Source organism: Caenispirillum bisanense, from assembly GCF_900230255.1.
GTDB lineage: Bacteria > Pseudomonadota > Alphaproteobacteria > Rhodospirillales > Rhodospirillaceae > Caenispirillum > Caenispirillum bisanense_A.
Map to the genome: position 1 here is coordinate 322,152 of NZ_OCNJ01000002.1, position 14,971 is coordinate 337,122.

The following is a 14,971-nucleotide window of genomic DNA, read 5'->3' on the forward strand; positions in this document are numbered from 1 at the left end:
GCCATGACCGACCTGTTCCCCGGCGACTGGCTGCCGGTCGCCTTCGCCCTGCTCATGGGCTTGTCCATCCTGGTCTACGTGGTGCTCGACGGCTACGACCTCGGCGTCGGCATCCTGCTCAACGGCGCCACGGCCGAGGAGAAGGACCGCATGATCGCCGCCATCGGCCCCTTCTGGGACGCCAACGAGACGTGGCTGGTGCTGGCGGTCGGGCTGCTGCTGGTGGCCTTCCCGCTGGCCCACGGCGAGATCCTGTCGACCCTCTATCTGCCGGTGGCCCTCATGCTGGCCGGGCTGATCCTGCGGGGCGTCGCCTTCGACTTCCGCGCCAAGGCGCCGCCGGCCCACACGGGCGCGTGGAACGCCGCCTTCTTCGCCGGCTCGCTGCTGGCGGCCGGCGCACAGGGGGTGATGCTCGGCCTCTACATCATGGGGTTCGAGGGCGGCCTGGGCGCCACCCTGTTCGCCGCCCTGGTCGGCGTCTGCCTCGCCTGCGCCTATGCCTTGCTCGGCGCCTGCTGGCTGATCTTCAAGACCGAGGGCACGTTGCGCGCCAAGGCCATCGGCTGGGCGAAGCGGACGCTGTGGGTGGCGGCGCTCGGCATGGTCGCCGTGTCGGTGGCGACGCCGCTGCTGTCTGCGCGGGTGTTCGACAAGTGGCTGAGCTTCCCCGAGGTGGTGCTGCTCGCGCCGCTGCCGCTGGTGACGGCCGGCGTCTTCGCCGCGCTCTGGCTGGTGCTGCGCCACCTGCCGGACCGCCACCACCGTTTCGACCGGCTGCCCTTCGCGGCGGCGGTCGCCATCGTGATGCTCGGCTTCCACGGGCTGGCCTACAGCTTCTTCCCCTACGTGGTGCCCGAGCATCTGACCATCTGGGAGGCCGCGAGCGCGCGCGAGTCGCTCGCCATCATCTTCGCCGGCACGGTCGTCGTGCTGCCGTTCGTCGTCGGGTCGACGATGTACGTGTACCGCGTCTTCCGGGGAAAGGCGACGGACCTGCGCTACGACTGACCGCAGTTCCCGGCGAAGCGGAAGGCCGCGCCCGATCCCCCGGGCGCGGCCTTCTTGCGTGCGGGGCCTGCGCCGCCGTATGACGGAGCATGAGCCGGCCCGTCCTCCTTCTCGTCCTCGCCGTGTGCATGGCCGAGGTCTGCACCATGGTGGGGGTGTTCACCTTCCCCGCCCTGCTGCCCGGCTTCATGGCCGAGTGGCGGCTGAGCAATACCGAGGCCGGCTGGATCTCGGGCGTCTTCTTCGCCGCCTTCGCCGCCGCCGCGCCCGTTCTGGTGGCCCTGACCGACCGCCTGGATGCGCGCCGCATCTACATGGTGGGGGCGGCGCTGACCGCCCTGTCCTGCGCCGGCTTCGCCCTCTTCGCCGACGGCTTCTGGCCGGCGATGCTGTTCCGCGCGCTCGGCGGCGCCGGCCTCGCCGGCACCTACATGCCGGGGCTGCGGGTGCTGGTGGACCGGGCGCCGGCGACCGCGCGGGCGCGGGTTGTGCCGCTCTATACCGCCTGCTTCAGCCTCGGCACCGCCGCCTCCTACGCCGTGTCCGCCGCCGCCGCCGAGTGGCTGGGGTGGCGGGCGGCCTTCGTGCTGGCGGCCGGGGCGGCGGTGGCGGCACTCGTTATCGTGCTGGCGCTGCGCCCGGTGGACCCGCCGCCGCAGGCGGAGCCGGGCCGCCTGCTCGACTTCCGGCCGGTGTTCCGCAACCGCGCCGCCATGGGCTACGTGCTCGGCTACGTCGCCCATATGTGGGAGCTGTTCGCCTACCGCGCCTGGGTGGTCGGCTTCCTGGCGGCCGCCGCCGCCCTGCCCGGGGCCGATGGGGCGGGCTGGAGCGGCGGCGTGTTGTCGCCCACCGGCGTCGCCTCGCTCGGCGCCGTCATCGCCTTCGCCTGCTCCATCGGCGGGGCGGAGGTGGCGACGCGGCTCGGGCGTGGCCGGGGGGGGATGGTCTACATGGTGCTGTCGGGCACGGCGGCCTTCGCCATGGGGCCGGCGGCGGCGGTGTCCTACCCGCTCGCCGCCGTCGCCATGCTGGTCTACATCGGCTTGATCCAGCTCGACTCCGCGGCCCTGACCACCGGCGCCGTGGAGCAGGCGGAGGACGGGCGGCGCGGGGCGACGCTTGCCGTGCATTCGCTGCTGGGCTTCGGCGCGGCCTTCGTCGGGCCGCTGGCGGTCGGGATGGTGCTGGACGCGGCGGCAGGGCAGGGCGCCGTCACCTGGACCTGGGCCTTCGCCGCCATCGGCGCGGTCGGCCTGCTCGGTCCGCTCGCCATGGCCTGGGGGCTGCGGTGGAGCGTCACGAAGCCTTAGCTTGTTCGGGGGTATCCGCCGTGCCAGCGTGGCGGATCGTTCCGTATCGGTGCCCGCCCCCATGACCGAGACCCCGGCCTTCTCCGCCCGCCCGTGGCGGCTCGTGCGCCTGACGGCCGGCTGGCTGCTGGTGATCGTGGGGGCGATTCTGGCGCCGACGCCCCTCCCGCTCGGCCTGCCCATGGTGGCGGCGGGGCTCTACCTGCTGGCGCGCGACAGCGCCACGGTGCGGCGGATCATCCGCGAGCGGCGGCGGGCGTTGCCGGTGCTGTCGCGCGGCCTCGACCGCATCAAGGGCCGCATGCCGGCGGGAGTGCGGGGGATGATCGAGGCGACGGACCCGGCCGGCCCGTTGCCGCAGGAGGACTGACGTCGGTCAGCCGCCCTGGCCGCGGCCGCGAAAGCGGGCCATGGCGCGTTCGAAGGCGTCGGAGACGTCGCGCCATGCCGCCTCGGCGTCGCCGCGGGCGCCGATCCAGTCGTCCTGTTCGGTGAACTCGCAGCGCGCGAGGCTGCGGCTGGCGGCGTCGCGCTTCTCGCGCAGGGTCGTCAGTTCGGGGGAGGGCGGGTGGCCCGGCCGGTCCACCCGCTCCGCCTCCTCGGCATGGTCGAGGTCGCGCATGCGCGCCGTGAGGTCGTCGAGCCGGGCCTGCAGGTCGCGGCACCAGGCCTCGCGGTCGTCAGCCATGCGGCCGGCTCCTCAGTTCTGGGCGTCTTCGGCGGTGTCCTCGATGGCGTCGCCGGCGGCTTCGACGTCACGGCCGAAGCCCTCGGTGGTGTTGCAGGCGCTCAGGGTGACGGCCGTCGCCGTCAGCGCGAGGGCGACGAGGAAGGCGTGCAGAAGGCTGTTGCGGCGCAGGGCGCTCAGGCTGGTCATCATGGTCGTCGTCTCCTGGTCCGTGGACGGTTCGACAAGAACCGGATCTTGTCCTGCCAACGGATCCGCGCGCCTGCCGGTTGCAGGCGCCGGGGGGAGTACCACCCTCCGCTATCGCCCCTTGCGGGCGCGCGGGTGGGCGGCGTCGTAGACCGCCATGAGCTTGGCCGCGTCCACCTCGGTATAGCGCTGGGTGGTGGACAGGTTGGCGTGGCCGAGCAGTTCCTGGATGGTCCTCAGGTCGCCGCCGCGGCCGAGCAGATGGGTGGCGAAGGAATGGCGCAGCGCGTGCGGCGTCGCCGTCTCCGGCAGGCCGAGCAGGTGGCGCGCCTTCTCCATGGTCCGCTGCACCATGCGCGGGTTGAGCGGCCCGCCGCGCACGCCGACGAACAGCGCCCGCTCCGGCAGCGGCGGCCAGGGGCAGAGGGCGAGGTACTGGGCGATGGCCTCGCGCACCAGCGGCAGCACCGGCACCACCCGTTCCTTGCGCCCCTTGCCGAGTACCACCATGGCGTCGGCCGTGGGGCGATCGGCGACGGTGAGGCCGAGCGCCTCACCCAGGCGCAACCCGCAGCCGTAGAGCAGGGTCAGGATGGCGACGTCGCGGGCGGCGATCCACGGCTCGTCGTGCAGCTCGCCGGCGGTCGGCAGCACCTCCAGCGCCTCGTCCTCGGCCAGCGGCTTGGGCAGGCTGCGCGGCGGCTTCGGGTTGCGCACCAGGTCGATGGCCGGGTTTTCCATCAGCCCGAGCTTGGCGCACAGGCGGTAGAAGCCGCGCAGGGTGCTCATGGCCCGCCCGAGGGAGGTACGGGCGATGCCCTCGGCGGTGCGGTGGGCCAGGTAGCTGCGGAAATCGCTCGCCGACAGCTGCGCCAGGTCGGCCAGCGTCGGCTCCTGTCCGAGGAACCCCGTGAGGAACCGCAGGAAGAAGGCGAGGTCGCGCTGGTAGTTGGACAGGGTATGCGGGCTCGCCGTGCGCTCCGACACCAGCCAGCGGCGCCACCGGGCGATGGCGTCGCGCAGGGCAGGGTCGGGCGGCAGGCCCGGCGGCAGGGCATCCGCCTCCGCCGCCTGGGCCGCCGCCGCGTCCTGCGGGATCACGCCGCCGGCTGCTGCGCCCATCGGCGGACCGTGTGTTCCACCACGCGGGCGAGGAAGCCGAGCAGTTCCGTCCCCTGCTGCGGATGGAACGAGCCTTCCGTGCGGGTGCCGAGCGCCAGCACGCCCTGCGGCAGGCCCTCGCCGGGCTCCAGCCGCACCAGCGCGTCGGACGCCACCAGGGAGGCCGCCGCCCCGTAGAGCGGCTGCTCGCCGCCCACCGCCTCGCGCAGACGCGCCGCCACGCGCTCGCCCATGAGCTGGTCGAGGCCGCCCGACGGCAGTTCCTGTACGTAGACGGCGGCCGACTTGGGCAGGCCGGGTTCGAACGCGAAGGTGACCACGTCCACCTGCAGCACCACCGGCAGTTCGTCGGTGACGATGCGGGCGAGGCTGTCCATGCCCTGGGCGTCGAGCACCGCCAGCGCCGCCTGCAGGGTGCGCTCCTGGATGCTCATGTTGGAGCGGGCGTTGGAGATGAGCGCCTTGGCGGAGAGCTTCAGTTCCTCCACCTCGCGGCGCAGCCGCTCCACCACGAAGCTCTGCAGGTCCAGCACGTTGCCCTCGCCGCGCGGGGCGAGGCCGGGCAGCAGCTCGGCCAACAGCGGCATGTTGTCGGCGAGGAATTGCGGGTGGGCCCGCAGGTAGTCCTTCACCTGACGGGCGGTGACGCGGGGGTCTTCGGGGGCGGCGTTCTCCTGGTCGGCCACGGTCAGTCCTCCAGGATCTTCAGGCCCGACTTCTCCCAGTCCGCGGTGAAGGCGGCGAGGCCCTTGTCGGTGAGCGGGTGATTGTAGAGCTGGCGCAGCACCGACGGCGGCAGGGTGGCGACATGGGCGCCGATGCGGGCGGCGTCGACCACGTGGATCGGGTTGCGCACCGAGGCGACCAGCACTTCGGTGCCGATGTCCAGGTAGTTGGAATAGATCTCGACGATCTCGGCGATGAGCCCCATGCCGTCCTGGCCGATGTCGTCCAGGCGGCCGACGAAGGGCGACACGAAGGCCGCACCCGCCTTGGCGGCGAGGATCGCCTGGGCGGCGCTGAAGCACAGGGTGACGTTGACCAGCGTGCCGTCGTCGGCCAGCTTGCGGCAGGTCTTCAGGCCGTCGGGCGTGAGCGGCACCTTGATGCACACGTTGTCGGCGATCTTCCGCAGCACGTCCGCCTCGCGCATCATGGTGGCGTGGTCGGGGGCGGTGACCTCGGCGCTGACCGGGCCGGCGACGACGGTGCAGATTTCCTTCACCAGATCGGTGAACTTGATGCCCGCCTTGGCGGCCAGCGAGGGATTGGTGGTGACGCCGTCGACGAGGCCCGTTTCGGCGAGATCGCGGATGTCGTCCAGGTTGGCCGTGTCGATGAAGAACTTCATGGGTGAGACATGCCGTTTGCGGTTGAGGAAAGCGTCGGTGCACGGGAAATGGCTTACGGGTCAAGGACTTGCCGTGGCGCCCCCGGCCGCCGTGGGCTAGAGTGTAGCCCATGAGCACCAAACCCGCCACTCCTGCGCCGACGCTGTTCGCCGCCGCCGCCGACGCGGGCGGCGCCGGGCCTTTCGCGCCCGGATCGCGGGTCGGCGTGCTGCTGCCGCTGCCGCTCGGCGGGCTCTACGACTATCGCGTGCCGCCGTCGGAGCGGGCCGGCGTGGTGGCGGGGCAGGTGGTGGAGGTGCCGCTCGGCAAGCGGCGGGAGATCGGCGTCGTGTGGGGCGCCGGCACCGGCGACGTGCCCGAGGCCAAGGTGAAGGACCTGGTGCGCGCCTTCCCGGCGCCGCCCCTGCCGGATGTGACGCGCCGCTTCGTCGACTGGGTGGCGGCCTATACGCTCGGCGCGCCGGGGGCGGTGCTGCGCATGGCGGTCAGCGTGCCGCAGGCGCTGGAGGAGGCGCGGCCGCTCACCGTCTACGGCCTGCGCGACCCCGCCGACCCGCCGGACCTGGAGCGCATGGGACTGAAGGCGACGCGCGCCCGCCTCGCCGTGCTGCGCGCCGCCGCCGAACTGCCGCCGCTGCCCGCCGCCGAACTGGCGCGCGAGGCCGGCGTCTCCGACGGCGTGGTGCGGTCCCTGGCCGAGGCCGGCGTGCTGGTGCCGAGCCTGGTGCAATCCCAGCTCATGCCCGACCGCCCGGACCCCGAGCATCCCGGCCCCGACCTGTCGGGCCTGCAGGCCGACGTGGCGGAAGACCTGCGCCGCCGGGTGCGGGCGCACGAGTTCTCCGTCGCGCTGCTGGAAGGGGTCACCGGGTCGGGCAAGACGGAAGTGTATTTCGAGGCGGTGGCCGAGGCCTTGCGCCAGGGCCGCCAGGTGCTGGTGCTGGTGCCGGAAATCAGCCTCACCGGCCAGTGGCTCGCCCGCTTCCGCCGGCGCTTCGGTGCAGCACCCCTGGAATGGCATTCCGAACTCACCGCAGCCCGTCGCCGCGACACCTGGCGGGCGGTGGCGGAGGGGCGGGCGGCCGTGGTGGTGGGGGCGCGCTCGGCGCTGTTCCTGCCCTACCCGGACCTCGGCCTCATCGTGGTGGACGAGGAACACGAGCAGGCCTTCAAGCAGGAGGAGGGCGTGCTCTATCACGCCCGCGACATGGCGGTGGTGCGCGGCCAGCTGGGGTCGATCCCGGTGGTGCTGGCCTCGGCCACGCCGTCGCTGGAGACGGTGCTCAACGCCGAGGCCGGGCGTTACGACCGCCTGCACCTGCCGGTGCGCCATGCCGGCGCCGAGATGCCGGCCATGGACGTGGTCGACATGCGCCGCTTCCCGCCCGAGAAGGGCGACTGGGGCCGCTCGTGGCTGGCGCCGACGGTGGTGGAGGCGGTGACGCAGACCCTGGAGAAGGGGGAGCAGGTGCTGCTCTTCCTCAATCGCCGCGGCTATGCGCCGCTGACCCTCTGCCGCACCTGCGGCTACCGCATCCAGTGCCCCAACTGCACCGCCTGGCTGGTGGAGCACCGGCTGGTGAAGCGACTCGTCTGCCACCACTGCGGCCATTCGGCGCCCCTGCCCAAGGAATGCCCGAGCTGCGGCGCCGAGGACACGCTGGCGGCCTGCGGCCCCGGCGTCGAACGCCTGGCCGAGGAGGTGCAGGGCCGCTGGCCGCAGGCGCGCTCGGTGGTGGTCGCCTCCGACACCCTCGGCGGGCCGAGCGCCGTGGCGGCCATGATGGAGCGCATCGCGGCGCACGAGGTCGACCTGCTCATCGGCACCCAGGTGCTCGCCAAGGGCCACCACTTCCCGGAGCTGACCCTGGTGGCCGTGGTCGATTCGGACCTCGGCCTCTCGGGTGGCGACCTGCGGGCGGCGGAACGCACGTGGCAGTTGCTGACCCAGGTGGCGGGACGCGCCGGGCGCGGCGAGAAGCCGGGACGGGTGATGCTGCAGACCTATCAGCCCGACCACCCGGTGCTGCACGCGCTCGCGACCGGCGACGCCGAGTCGTTCCTGGAGGCGGAAACCGAGGGCCGCCGCGCCGCCAGCATGCCGCCCTTCGGGCGCCTGGCGGCGCTCATCGTCTCCGGCGAGGACGAGGCGGCGGTGGACTCCACCTGCCGCGCGCTCGCCGCGGCGGCACCGCGCGACCCGGCGGTGGAGGTGCTCGGCCCGGCGCCGGCGCCGCTGGCGCTGCTTCGGGGTAGGCATCGGCGTCGGTTCCTGGTAAAGACGCCGCGCGGCATGCGGATTCAGCCGGTGATGCGGGGGTGGCTCACCAAAGTGCGGGTTCCTCACAGCGTGCGCGTGCAGGTGGACGTCGATCCCTACAGCTTTCTCTAGCGTCGGGGGGAGGGGCGAAAGCCGCGGCAGGCGGGCGCGGGCGGGGGCAAAACCTGCCCGAAAGGGTCGCCCCGGGCGCTTGCAACGCCATGCCGGTTATGCTAACTACCTCACGCGCTTGCGGGGGACTGACTTGGCGCAGGTACGCTTTTGCGTGTAAATCCAAATCGTTAAGCGGTTTCTTCCAGCGTCTTCAACGCACTACACTGGGGCTAGTCGCACGTGGCATCCGAAACAGCAACTACCGGCCTGGCCGACCGCTACGCCTCGGCGCTCTTCGAGCTCGCCGAGGAAAAGGGCGTCCTGGACCAGGTGGCCGGCGACCTGCGCGATCTCAAGGCCATGATCGCCGAGAGCGCCGACTTCCGTCGCTTCGTCGAGAGCCCTGTGCTGTCGCGCGAGGAGCAGGTCAAGGGCGTGACCGCGCTGGCCGAAAAGGCCGGCATGCAGGACCTCACCCGCAACTTCCTGGGCCTTGCGGCCTCCAATCGCCGGCTGTTCGCGCTGCCCGGCTTCATTGGCGGCTTCCTGGCCAAGCTCGCCGCCATGCGCGGCGAGATGACGGCCGACGTCGTCTCCGCCAAGCCGCTGACCGACGCGCAGCGCGACGCCCTGGCCGCCTCGCTGAAGCAGGCGACCGGCAAGGACGTGGCGCTCTCGACGGCTGTCGATCCCGCGCTGATCGGTGGCCTGATCGTCCGCGTCGGGTCGCGCATGATCGACAATTCTCTCCGCACGAAGCTGCAAAGACTTCAGCTCGCCATGAAAGGGGTTGGGTGATGGAAATCCGCGCCGCGGAAATCTCCGCTATCCTGAAGGAACAGATCGCCACGTTCGGCACCGAGGCTGATGTCGCCGAGGTCGGTCGCGTCCTCTCGGTCGGCGACGGCATTGCCCGCATCTATGGTCTGGACAACGTCCAGGCCGGCGAAATGGTCGAGTTCACCGGCGGCATCAAGGGCATGGCCCTGAACCTCGAGACCGACAACGTCGGCGCGGTGATCTTCGGCGACGACACCACCATCAAGGAAGGCGACGTCGTCAAGCGCACCGGCGCCATCGTGGACGTGCCGGTCGGCATGGCGCTGCTCGGCCGCGTCGTGGACGGCCTCGGCAACGTCATCGACGGCAAGGGCGACCTGGCCGACGTGACCCGCACGCGCGCCGAAGTGAAGGCCCCGGGCATCATCCCGCGCAAGTCGGTGCACGAGCCCGTGCAGACCGGCCTGAAGGCCATCGACGCCCTGATCCCCGTCGGCCGCGGCCAGCGCGAGCTGATCATCGGTGACCGCCAGACCGGCAAGACCGCCGTGATCCTGGACACCATCATCAACCAGAAGAAGATCAACGACGCCGCGAAGAGCGACAAGGAAAAGCTCTTCTGCATCTACGTCGCCGTCGGTCAGAAGCGCTCCACCGTCGCTCAGGTCGTGAAGACCCTGGCCGAGAACGGCGCGCTCGACTACACGATCATCGTCGCCGCCACCGCGTCCGACCCCGCCCCGATGCAGTTCCTGGCGCCGTACACCGGCTGCGCCATGGGCGAGTTCTTCCGCGACAACGGCATGCACGCCGTGATCTTCTACGACGACCTGTCCAAGCAGGCCGTCGCCTACCGTCAGATGTCGCTGCTGCTGCGTCGTCCGCCGGGCCGCGAAGCCTACCCGGGCGACGTGTTCTACCTGCACTCCCGCCTGCTGGAGCGCGCCGCGAAGCTGAACGACGCCAACGGCGCCGGCTCGCTGACCGCCCTGCCGGTGATCGAGACGCAGGCCGGTGACGTGTCGGCCTACATTCCGACCAACGTGATTTCCATCACCGACGGCCAGATCTTCCTGGAGACGGGCCTGTTCTTCAAGGGCATCCGCCCGGCCGTGAACGTCGGTCTGTCGGTGTCGCGCGTCGGCTCCTCGGCCCAGATCAAGGCCATGAAGCAGGTCGCCGGCTCGATCAAGCTGGAACTCGCGCAGTACCGCGAAATGGCCGCTTTCGCCCAGTTCGCCTCCGACCTCGACCCGGCTACCCAGCGCCTGCTGGCCCGCGGCGAGCGTCTGACCGAGCTGCTGAAGCAGCCGCAGTTCTCGCCGCTGGCGGTCGAAGAGCAGGTGGTGTCGATCTTCGCCGGCACCAAGGGCTACCTCGACAAGCTGCCGGTCAACGCCGTCACCCGCTTCGAGCGCGAAATGCTGAGCGAGATGAAGGCGAAGGCCCCGGGCATCCTGGAAGCCATCCGCACCGAGCAGAAGCTTTCGGACGACACGCAGGACAAGCTGAAGTCCTTCCTGGACGGCTTCGCGAAGTCCTTCGCGGCGTAATCGACGGCATCCGCAACGGCTGAAGGAAGGGTATCCACTCCATGCCTAGCTTGAAGGACCTTCGCGGGCGTATCGCCTCGGTGAAGTCGACGCAGAAGATCACCTCCGCCATGAAGATGGTGGCGGCGTCCAAGCTGCGTCGCGCCCAGGAAGCCGCCGAGGCGGGGCGCCCCTACGCCGAGCGGATGGGTCGCATGCTGGGGAACCTGGCCGGCTCCGTCGCCGGCCTCCCCGGTTCGCCGAAACTGCTGTCCGGCACCGGCAAGTCGGACGTTCATCTGGTCGTCGTCATGACCGCGGACCGAGGTCTGTGCGGCGGCTTCAACGGATCGATCGTGCGCTCCGCCCGCATCATGATCAACGAGCTGGTTGCCGAAGGCAAGCAGGTCAAGGTCCTGTGCGTCGGCCGCAAGGGCCGCGACGCCCTGAAGCGCGATCACGCCAAGCTCATCATCGACAGCTACGAGGGTGTCGGTCGCCGCGGTCTTTCCTTCGCGGAAGCCGACGAGATCGCCACCCGCGTGCTGACCATGTTCGACGCCGGCGAGTTCGACGTCTGCACGATCATCTACAACAAGTTCAAGTCGGCGATCAGCCAGGTGGTCACCCGCCAGCAGCTGATCCCCTTCGCCGTGCCGCAGGCCGCCAACGCCAACGAGGCGCCGGCCGGGCCGAAGGCGATGTACGAATACGAGCCCTCGGAAGAGGGCATCCTGGCCGAGCTGCTGCCGCGCAACGTCGCCATGCAGATCTTCTCGGCTCTGCTCGAGAACGCCGCTTCCGAGCAGGGGGCGCGGATGGCCGCGATGGACAACGCCACCCGTAACGCCGGCGAGATGATCAACAAGCTGACGCTGACCTACAACCGCACGCGCCAGGCGATGATTACGAAGGAACTGATCGAAATCATCTCCGGTGCCGAGGCCCTGTAAAGGGCCCCCGGTTTCCCGTCACCGTTCAGCCGACACGCAATTCAAATTCCACGTCAGTGGTTCGATAGGAGTTCATTCCATGGCGCAGAACAACGTCGGTACGATCACCCAGATCCTGGGCGCCGTCGTGGACGTCAAGTTCGAAGGCGAGCTGCCGAACATCCTGTCGGCCCTCGAGGTCGACAACAACGGCAACCGGCTGGTTCTCGAAGTCGCGCAGCATCTCGGTGAGTCGACGGTCCGTACCATCGCCATGGACTCGACCGACGGCCTGACCCGCGGCGCCAAGGCGACCGCCACCGGCGCGCCGATCTCGGTGCCGGTGGGTCCGGAGACGCTGGGCCGCATCATGAACGTCATCGGCGAGCCGGTGGACGAGCGCGGCCCGGTCGGCACCAAGGCCCGCTGGCCGATCCACCGCGCCGCCCCGACCTTCGCCGAGCAGGCGACGGACACCGAGATCCTCGTCACCGGCATCAAGGTCATCGACCTGCTCGCCCCCTACACCAAGGGCGGCAAGGTCGGCCTGTTCGGCGGCGCCGGCGTGGGCAAGACCGTGCTCATCATGGAGCTCATCAACAACGTCGCGAAGGGCCACGGCGGTTACTCCGTGTTCGCCGGCGTCGGTGAGCGTACCCGCGAGGGCAACGACCTCTACCACGAGATGATCGAATCGGGCGTCATCGACCTCGAAGGCGGCAACTCCAAGGCCGCGCTGGTCTACGGCCAGATGAACGAGCCGCCGGGTGCCCGCGCCCGCGTCGCCCTGTCCGGCCTGACCCAGGCGGAATACTTCCGCGACGAGGAAGGCCAGGACGTGCTGTTCTTCGTCGACAACATCTTCCGCTTCACCCAGGCGGGTTCGGAAGTGTCGGCGCTGCTCGGCCGCATCCCCTCCGCCGTGGGTTACCAGCCGACCCTGTCGACCGACATGGGCGCCCTGCAGGAGCGCATCACGTCGACCAACAAGGGCTCGATCACCTCGGTGCAGGCCATTTACGTGCCCGCCGACGACCTGACCGACCCGGCCCCGGCCACCTCCTTCGCCCACCTGGACGCCACGACCGTGCTGTCGCGTCAGATCGCCGAGCTGGGCATCTACCCGGCCGTCGACCCGCTCGACTCCACCTCGCGCGCGCTCGACCCGAAGGTGGTCGGTGAAGAGCACTACAAGACGGCGCGTGAAGTGCAGCGCGTGCTGCAGGCCTACAAGTCGCTGCAGGACATCATCGCGATCCTGGGCATGGACGAACTGTCGGAAGAAGACAAGCTGACCGTCGCCCGCGCCCGCAAGATCCAGCGCTTCCTGTCGCAGCCGTTCCACGTCGCCGAAGTGTTCACCGGCACCCCGGGCGTGTTCGTCCAGCTGGAAGACACCATCCGCGGCTTCACCGGCATCGTGTCGGGCGAGTACGACCACCTGCCGGAGCAGGCCTTCTACATGGTCGGCACCATCGAGGAAGCCGTCGAGAAGGCCAAGAAGATGGCCGCCGAAGCCGCGTAAGCGGGTTCGGGTCACAGAGGTCGGGAGCGGCCGGACACCTCGTCCCGCCGCTCCCCGTCTTCGGATAGGTTGGGCCCGCGCGCCGCGTTTCGGTGCATCAAGGGCCGTCGGAGGTACCCATGGCGGAAACGCTTGAGTTCGAACTGGTCTCGCCGGAGAAGCTGCTGGTCTCCGAGCCGGTCGAGATGGTGGTGGTGCCCGGCGCCGAGGGTAACTTCGGTGCCCTGCCGCGCCACGCGCCCATGCTGACGACGGTGCGCCCCGGCGTGCTGGACATCTACAAGGGCGGCAAGGTCGAGAGCCGCATCTTCGTGGCCGGCGGCTTCGCCGAAGTCAACGAAGAGCGCTGCACCGTGCTGGCCGAAGAGGCCGTGCGCCTGGAGCAGCTGACCGGCGACGTCGTCGAGAAGCGCCTGCAGGCCGCCCGCGACGCCTCGCAGGAAGCCGACACGCCGGCCGAGAAGGCCCAGGCGCAGCGCCAGCTCGCCATCGCCGAGGCCATGCGCGCCGCGATCGCCTGATCGCCCGCTGCCCGCGTCGGACAGACGAAGGCCGGCCGCCCCCACGGGCGGCCGGCCTTTTCTCTGGCCGCGGGGAGGGCGCACCCCCCGCCCGGGCCGTCGCGTCACAGCCCGTCGACGATCGCCTTCAGGCGACCGCCCACCTCGCCGGCGACGGCGGCCAGCGCGGGGTTGTCCACCGCGCGCATGCTGGCGGCGGGATCGACGGCGGCGACCTCCACGGTGCCGTCCTCGGTTTCGCGCACCACCACGTTGCACGGCAGCATGGTCCCGATGTGCGGCTCCGCCGTCAGGGCCTTGTGGGCGAGCGTCGGATTGCAGGCGCCCAGAATGCGGTAGGGCGCGACCTCGGCGCCGATCTTCTGCCGCAGCACCGCCTGCACGTCGATCTCGGTCAGCACGCCGAAGCCGTCCTGCTTCAGGGCGTCGGTGACCCGCTCCACGGCGGCGTCGAAGGCTATTCCGGGCAGGGTGCGGGTGAAGGTGTAGGTCATCGGGTCCTCCGTGCATGGCTTAGGGAATGCTCATATACGAGACCCTGCATGCGGCCGTTGCCCGGCGGCCGAGGAAAACAGCGGCTTCCACCGCTTTGCAAGCCGCTCGCAAGAGTGTAAAGATGCCCGCTTGTGCGGCGCACACGGGCCGTACCTGCTTGAATGCACGCCCTTTGCGCCCACAGTGCGCAGGGGGAACAGGCGCAACGGCAACGGACGGGTCAACCGACCATGAGACATTGGACGCTCGACGACATCCCCTGGGACCGGTTCGACCCCGCGCGGGTGGACCCAGACATCCTGCGGGTGATCAAGGCGGCGGCCATGGTGGAGCGCAACGCCGCCGACTACACGGCCTACCTGCGCAACGTCTTCACCGACGACGCCTATTTCGCCGACATGTCGGCGCACTGGGAGCTGGAGGAGGTGCAGCACGGCGATGCGCTGGGCCGCTGGGCGGAGATGGCCGACCCCACCTTCGACTACGCCGACGCCTTCCGCCGCTTCCGCGAGGGCTACCAGATCCAGCTCGACGCCACCGAGTCGATCCGCGGCTCGCGCACGGGCGAGCTGATCGCCCGTTGCATCGTCGAAACCGGCACCAGCTCCATCTATTCCGCCCTGCGCGACGCCACCGACGAACCGGTGCTGAAGGAGATCTGCCACCGCATCGCCGGCGACGAGTTCCGCCACTACAAGATGTTCTACACCCACATGCAGAAGTACCTGGAGCGCGAGAACGTCCCGACGTGGAAGCGCATCCTGGTCGCCGTGTCGCGCATCAAGGAGTCGGAGGACGACGAGCTGGCCATGGCCTACCACGTCGCCAACTTCCCGGCCGACGCGCCCTACGACCGCCGCTCGGCCAGCTTCGCCTATGCGGCGCGGGCCTTCAGCCTGTACCGGCCGACCCATGTGGAGCGGGCCTCCAACATGGTCCTGAAGGCGGCGGGCATCAGCCCGCAGGGTCGGTTCGGGCGATTCTTCGGCACCATGATGTGGCGCTACGTCGCCAGCCGGGCGCGCCGTATGACGCAGGAACTGAAGGCCGCGGCCTGACCCGCGGCCCGGGTAACGGCGCTTCACACCCCAGGGGGATGCTGGTAACACTTAGGGTTGGATGATTGTTTCGGGTCAT

16 protein-coding genes are annotated in these 14,971 nt (G+C 70.4%); 10 read left to right on the plus strand and 6 right to left on the minus strand.

Annotation, left to right across the window (positions count from 1 at the left end; all coding sequences use genetic code 11):
- Window positions 1-3: 3 nt before the first annotated feature.
- The 3 genes from CRP50_RS05985 to CRP50_RS05995 all read left to right on the plus strand — a co-directional run bounded on the left by CRP50_RS05985 (window position 4) and on the right by CRP50_RS05995 (window position 2,694).
- Entirely contained in the window at window positions 4-1,011 is a 1,008-nt protein-coding gene (locus tag CRP50_RS05985; RefSeq protein WP_097278076.1) for a cytochrome d ubiquinol oxidase subunit II, read from the plus strand.
- Window positions 1,012-1,100: 89 nt separating this feature from the next.
- Window positions 1,101-2,324, plus strand: coding sequence for an MFS transporter (locus tag CRP50_RS05990; protein ID WP_245913383.1), 1,224 nt, complete (start codon window positions 1,101-1,103; stop codon window positions 2,322-2,324).
- A 61-nt stretch (window positions 2,325-2,385) separates the two neighbouring features.
- On the plus strand, window positions 2,386-2,694 hold the full coding sequence (locus CRP50_RS05995; RefSeq protein WP_097278077.1) for a PGPGW domain-containing protein: 309 nt from the start codon (window positions 2,386-2,388) through the stop codon (window positions 2,692-2,694).
- 6 nt (window positions 2,695-2,700) lie between these two features.
- Here the strand turns inward: CRP50_RS05995 and CRP50_RS06000 are convergent, their stop codons facing one another.
- From CRP50_RS06000 to fsa, 5 genes are all read right to left on the minus strand, one after another.
- Entirely contained in the window at window positions 2,701-3,012 is a 312-nt protein-coding gene (locus tag CRP50_RS06000) for a hypothetical protein (protein WP_097278078.1), read from the minus strand.
- 12 nt (window positions 3,013-3,024) lie between these two features.
- Window positions 3,025-3,204 (minus strand): entericidin A/B family lipoprotein, encoded by a 180-nt coding sequence (locus CRP50_RS06005; RefSeq protein ID WP_245913384.1) that lies wholly within the window; start codon window positions 3,202-3,204, stop codon window positions 3,025-3,027.
- A 108-nt stretch (window positions 3,205-3,312) separates the two neighbouring features.
- On the minus strand, window positions 3,313-4,323 hold the full coding sequence (locus CRP50_RS06010) for a tyrosine recombinase XerC (protein ID WP_097278079.1): 1,011 nt from the start codon (window positions 4,321-4,323) through the stop codon (window positions 3,313-3,315).
- The gene (locus CRP50_RS06015) at window positions 4,299-5,009 is read right to left on the minus strand and encodes a DUF484 family protein (RefSeq protein ID WP_176525056.1); all 711 of its coding nucleotides are present in this window, start codon (window positions 5,007-5,009) and stop codon (window positions 4,299-4,301) included. The genes CRP50_RS06010 and CRP50_RS06015 overlap by 25 nt, the downstream gene beginning before the upstream one ends.
- Before the next feature lie 2 nt (window positions 5,010-5,011).
- Window positions 5,012-5,674: a fructose-6-phosphate aldolase gene (gene fsa, locus CRP50_RS06020; RefSeq protein ID WP_097278080.1), complete on the minus strand. Its 663-nt coding sequence runs from the start codon at window positions 5,672-5,674 to the stop codon at window positions 5,012-5,014.
- A gap of 110 nt (window positions 5,675-5,784) precedes the next feature.
- Here fsa and CRP50_RS06025 point away from each other — a divergent pair, with 110 nt between their 5' ends.
- The 6 genes from CRP50_RS06025 to CRP50_RS06050 all read left to right on the plus strand — a co-directional run bounded on the left by CRP50_RS06025 (window position 5,785) and on the right by CRP50_RS06050 (window position 13,339).
- Window positions 5,785-8,067, plus strand: a complete 2,283-nt coding sequence (locus tag CRP50_RS06025) for a primosomal protein N' (protein WP_097278081.1) — start codon at window positions 5,785-5,787, stop codon at window positions 8,065-8,067.
- A 222-nt stretch (window positions 8,068-8,289) separates the two neighbouring features.
- Complete coding sequence (locus CRP50_RS06030) at window positions 8,290-8,847, plus strand: F0F1 ATP synthase subunit delta (protein WP_097278082.1); 558 nt, start codon at window positions 8,290-8,292, stop codon at window positions 8,845-8,847.
- Window positions 8,847-10,382: a F0F1 ATP synthase subunit alpha gene (atpA, locus tag CRP50_RS06035; RefSeq protein ID WP_097278083.1), complete on the plus strand. Its 1,536-nt coding sequence runs from the start codon at window positions 8,847-8,849 to the stop codon at window positions 10,380-10,382. Before CRP50_RS06030 ends, atpA begins: the two co-directional genes overlap by 1 nt.
- A gap of 41 nt (window positions 10,383-10,423) precedes the next feature.
- A complete protein-coding gene (locus CRP50_RS06040; RefSeq protein ID WP_097278084.1) occupies window positions 10,424-11,314 on the plus strand; it encodes a F0F1 ATP synthase subunit gamma in 891 nt (296 codons plus the stop codon).
- A gap of 79 nt (window positions 11,315-11,393) precedes the next feature.
- Window positions 11,394-12,818 (plus strand): F0F1 ATP synthase subunit beta, encoded by a 1,425-nt coding sequence (atpD, locus tag CRP50_RS06045; protein WP_097278085.1) that lies wholly within the window; start codon window positions 11,394-11,396, stop codon window positions 12,816-12,818.
- A gap of 119 nt (window positions 12,819-12,937) precedes the next feature.
- A complete protein-coding gene (locus CRP50_RS06050; protein ID WP_097278086.1) occupies window positions 12,938-13,339 on the plus strand; it encodes a F0F1 ATP synthase subunit epsilon in 402 nt (133 codons plus the stop codon).
- Between the two features lie 104 nt (window positions 13,340-13,443).
- Here the strand turns inward: CRP50_RS06050 and CRP50_RS06055 are convergent, their stop codons facing one another.
- A complete protein-coding gene (locus CRP50_RS06055; protein ID WP_097278087.1) occupies window positions 13,444-13,833 on the minus strand; it encodes a DUF302 domain-containing protein in 390 nt (129 codons plus the stop codon).
- Window positions 13,834-14,064: 231 nt separating this feature from the next.
- Here CRP50_RS06055 and CRP50_RS06060 point away from each other — a divergent pair, with 231 nt between their 5' ends.
- Window positions 14,065-14,892: a ferritin-like domain-containing protein gene (locus tag CRP50_RS06060; RefSeq protein WP_097278088.1), complete on the plus strand. Its 828-nt coding sequence runs from the start codon at window positions 14,065-14,067 to the stop codon at window positions 14,890-14,892.
- Window positions 14,893-14,971: the final 79 nt, after the last annotated feature.

What these genes read in the sequence shown, in the direction of transcription:
- atpA (WP_097278083.1), top strand. Translation starts at nt 8,847, where the DNA reads ATGGAAATCCGCGCCGCGGAAATCTCCGCTATCCTGAAGGAACAGATC.
- CRP50_RS05995 (WP_097278077.1), top strand. Translation starts at nt 2,386, where the DNA reads ATGACCGAGACCCCGGCCTTCTCCGCCCGCCCGTGGCGGCTCGTGCGC.
- atpD (WP_097278085.1), top strand. Translation starts at nt 11,394, where the DNA reads ATGGCGCAGAACAACGTCGGTACGATCACCCAGATCCTGGGCGCCGTC.
- CRP50_RS05990 (WP_245913383.1), top strand. Translation starts at nt 1,101, where the DNA reads ATGAGCCGGCCCGTCCTCCTTCTCGTCCTCGCCGTGTGCATGGCCGAG.
- CRP50_RS05985 (WP_097278076.1), top strand. Translation starts at nt 4, where the DNA reads ATGACCGACCTGTTCCCCGGCGACTGGCTGCCGGTCGCCTTCGCCCTG.
- CRP50_RS06005 (WP_245913384.1), bottom strand. Translation starts at nt 3,204, where the DNA reads ATGATGACCAGCCTGAGCGCCCTGCGCCGCAACAGCCTTCTGCACGCC.
- CRP50_RS06010 (WP_097278079.1), bottom strand. Translation starts at nt 4,323, where the DNA reads ATGGGCGCAGCAGCCGGCGGCGTGATCCCGCAGGACGCGGCGGCGGCC.
- CRP50_RS06040 (WP_097278084.1), top strand. Translation starts at nt 10,424, where the DNA reads ATGCCTAGCTTGAAGGACCTTCGCGGGCGTATCGCCTCGGTGAAGTCG.
- CRP50_RS06000 (WP_097278078.1), bottom strand. Translation starts at nt 3,012, where the DNA reads ATGGCTGACGACCGCGAGGCCTGGTGCCGCGACCTGCAGGCCCGGCTC.
- CRP50_RS06050 (WP_097278086.1), top strand. Translation starts at nt 12,938, where the DNA reads ATGGCGGAAACGCTTGAGTTCGAACTGGTCTCGCCGGAGAAGCTGCTG.
- fsa (WP_097278080.1), bottom strand. Translation starts at nt 5,674, where the DNA reads ATGAAGTTCTTCATCGACACGGCCAACCTGGACGACATCCGCGATCTC.
- CRP50_RS06025 (WP_097278081.1), top strand. Translation starts at nt 5,785, where the DNA reads ATGAGCACCAAACCCGCCACTCCTGCGCCGACGCTGTTCGCCGCCGCC.
- CRP50_RS06055 (WP_097278087.1), bottom strand. Translation starts at nt 13,833, where the DNA reads ATGACCTACACCTTCACCCGCACCCTGCCCGGAATAGCCTTCGACGCC.
- CRP50_RS06060 (WP_097278088.1), top strand. Translation starts at nt 14,065, where the DNA reads ATGAGACATTGGACGCTCGACGACATCCCCTGGGACCGGTTCGACCCC.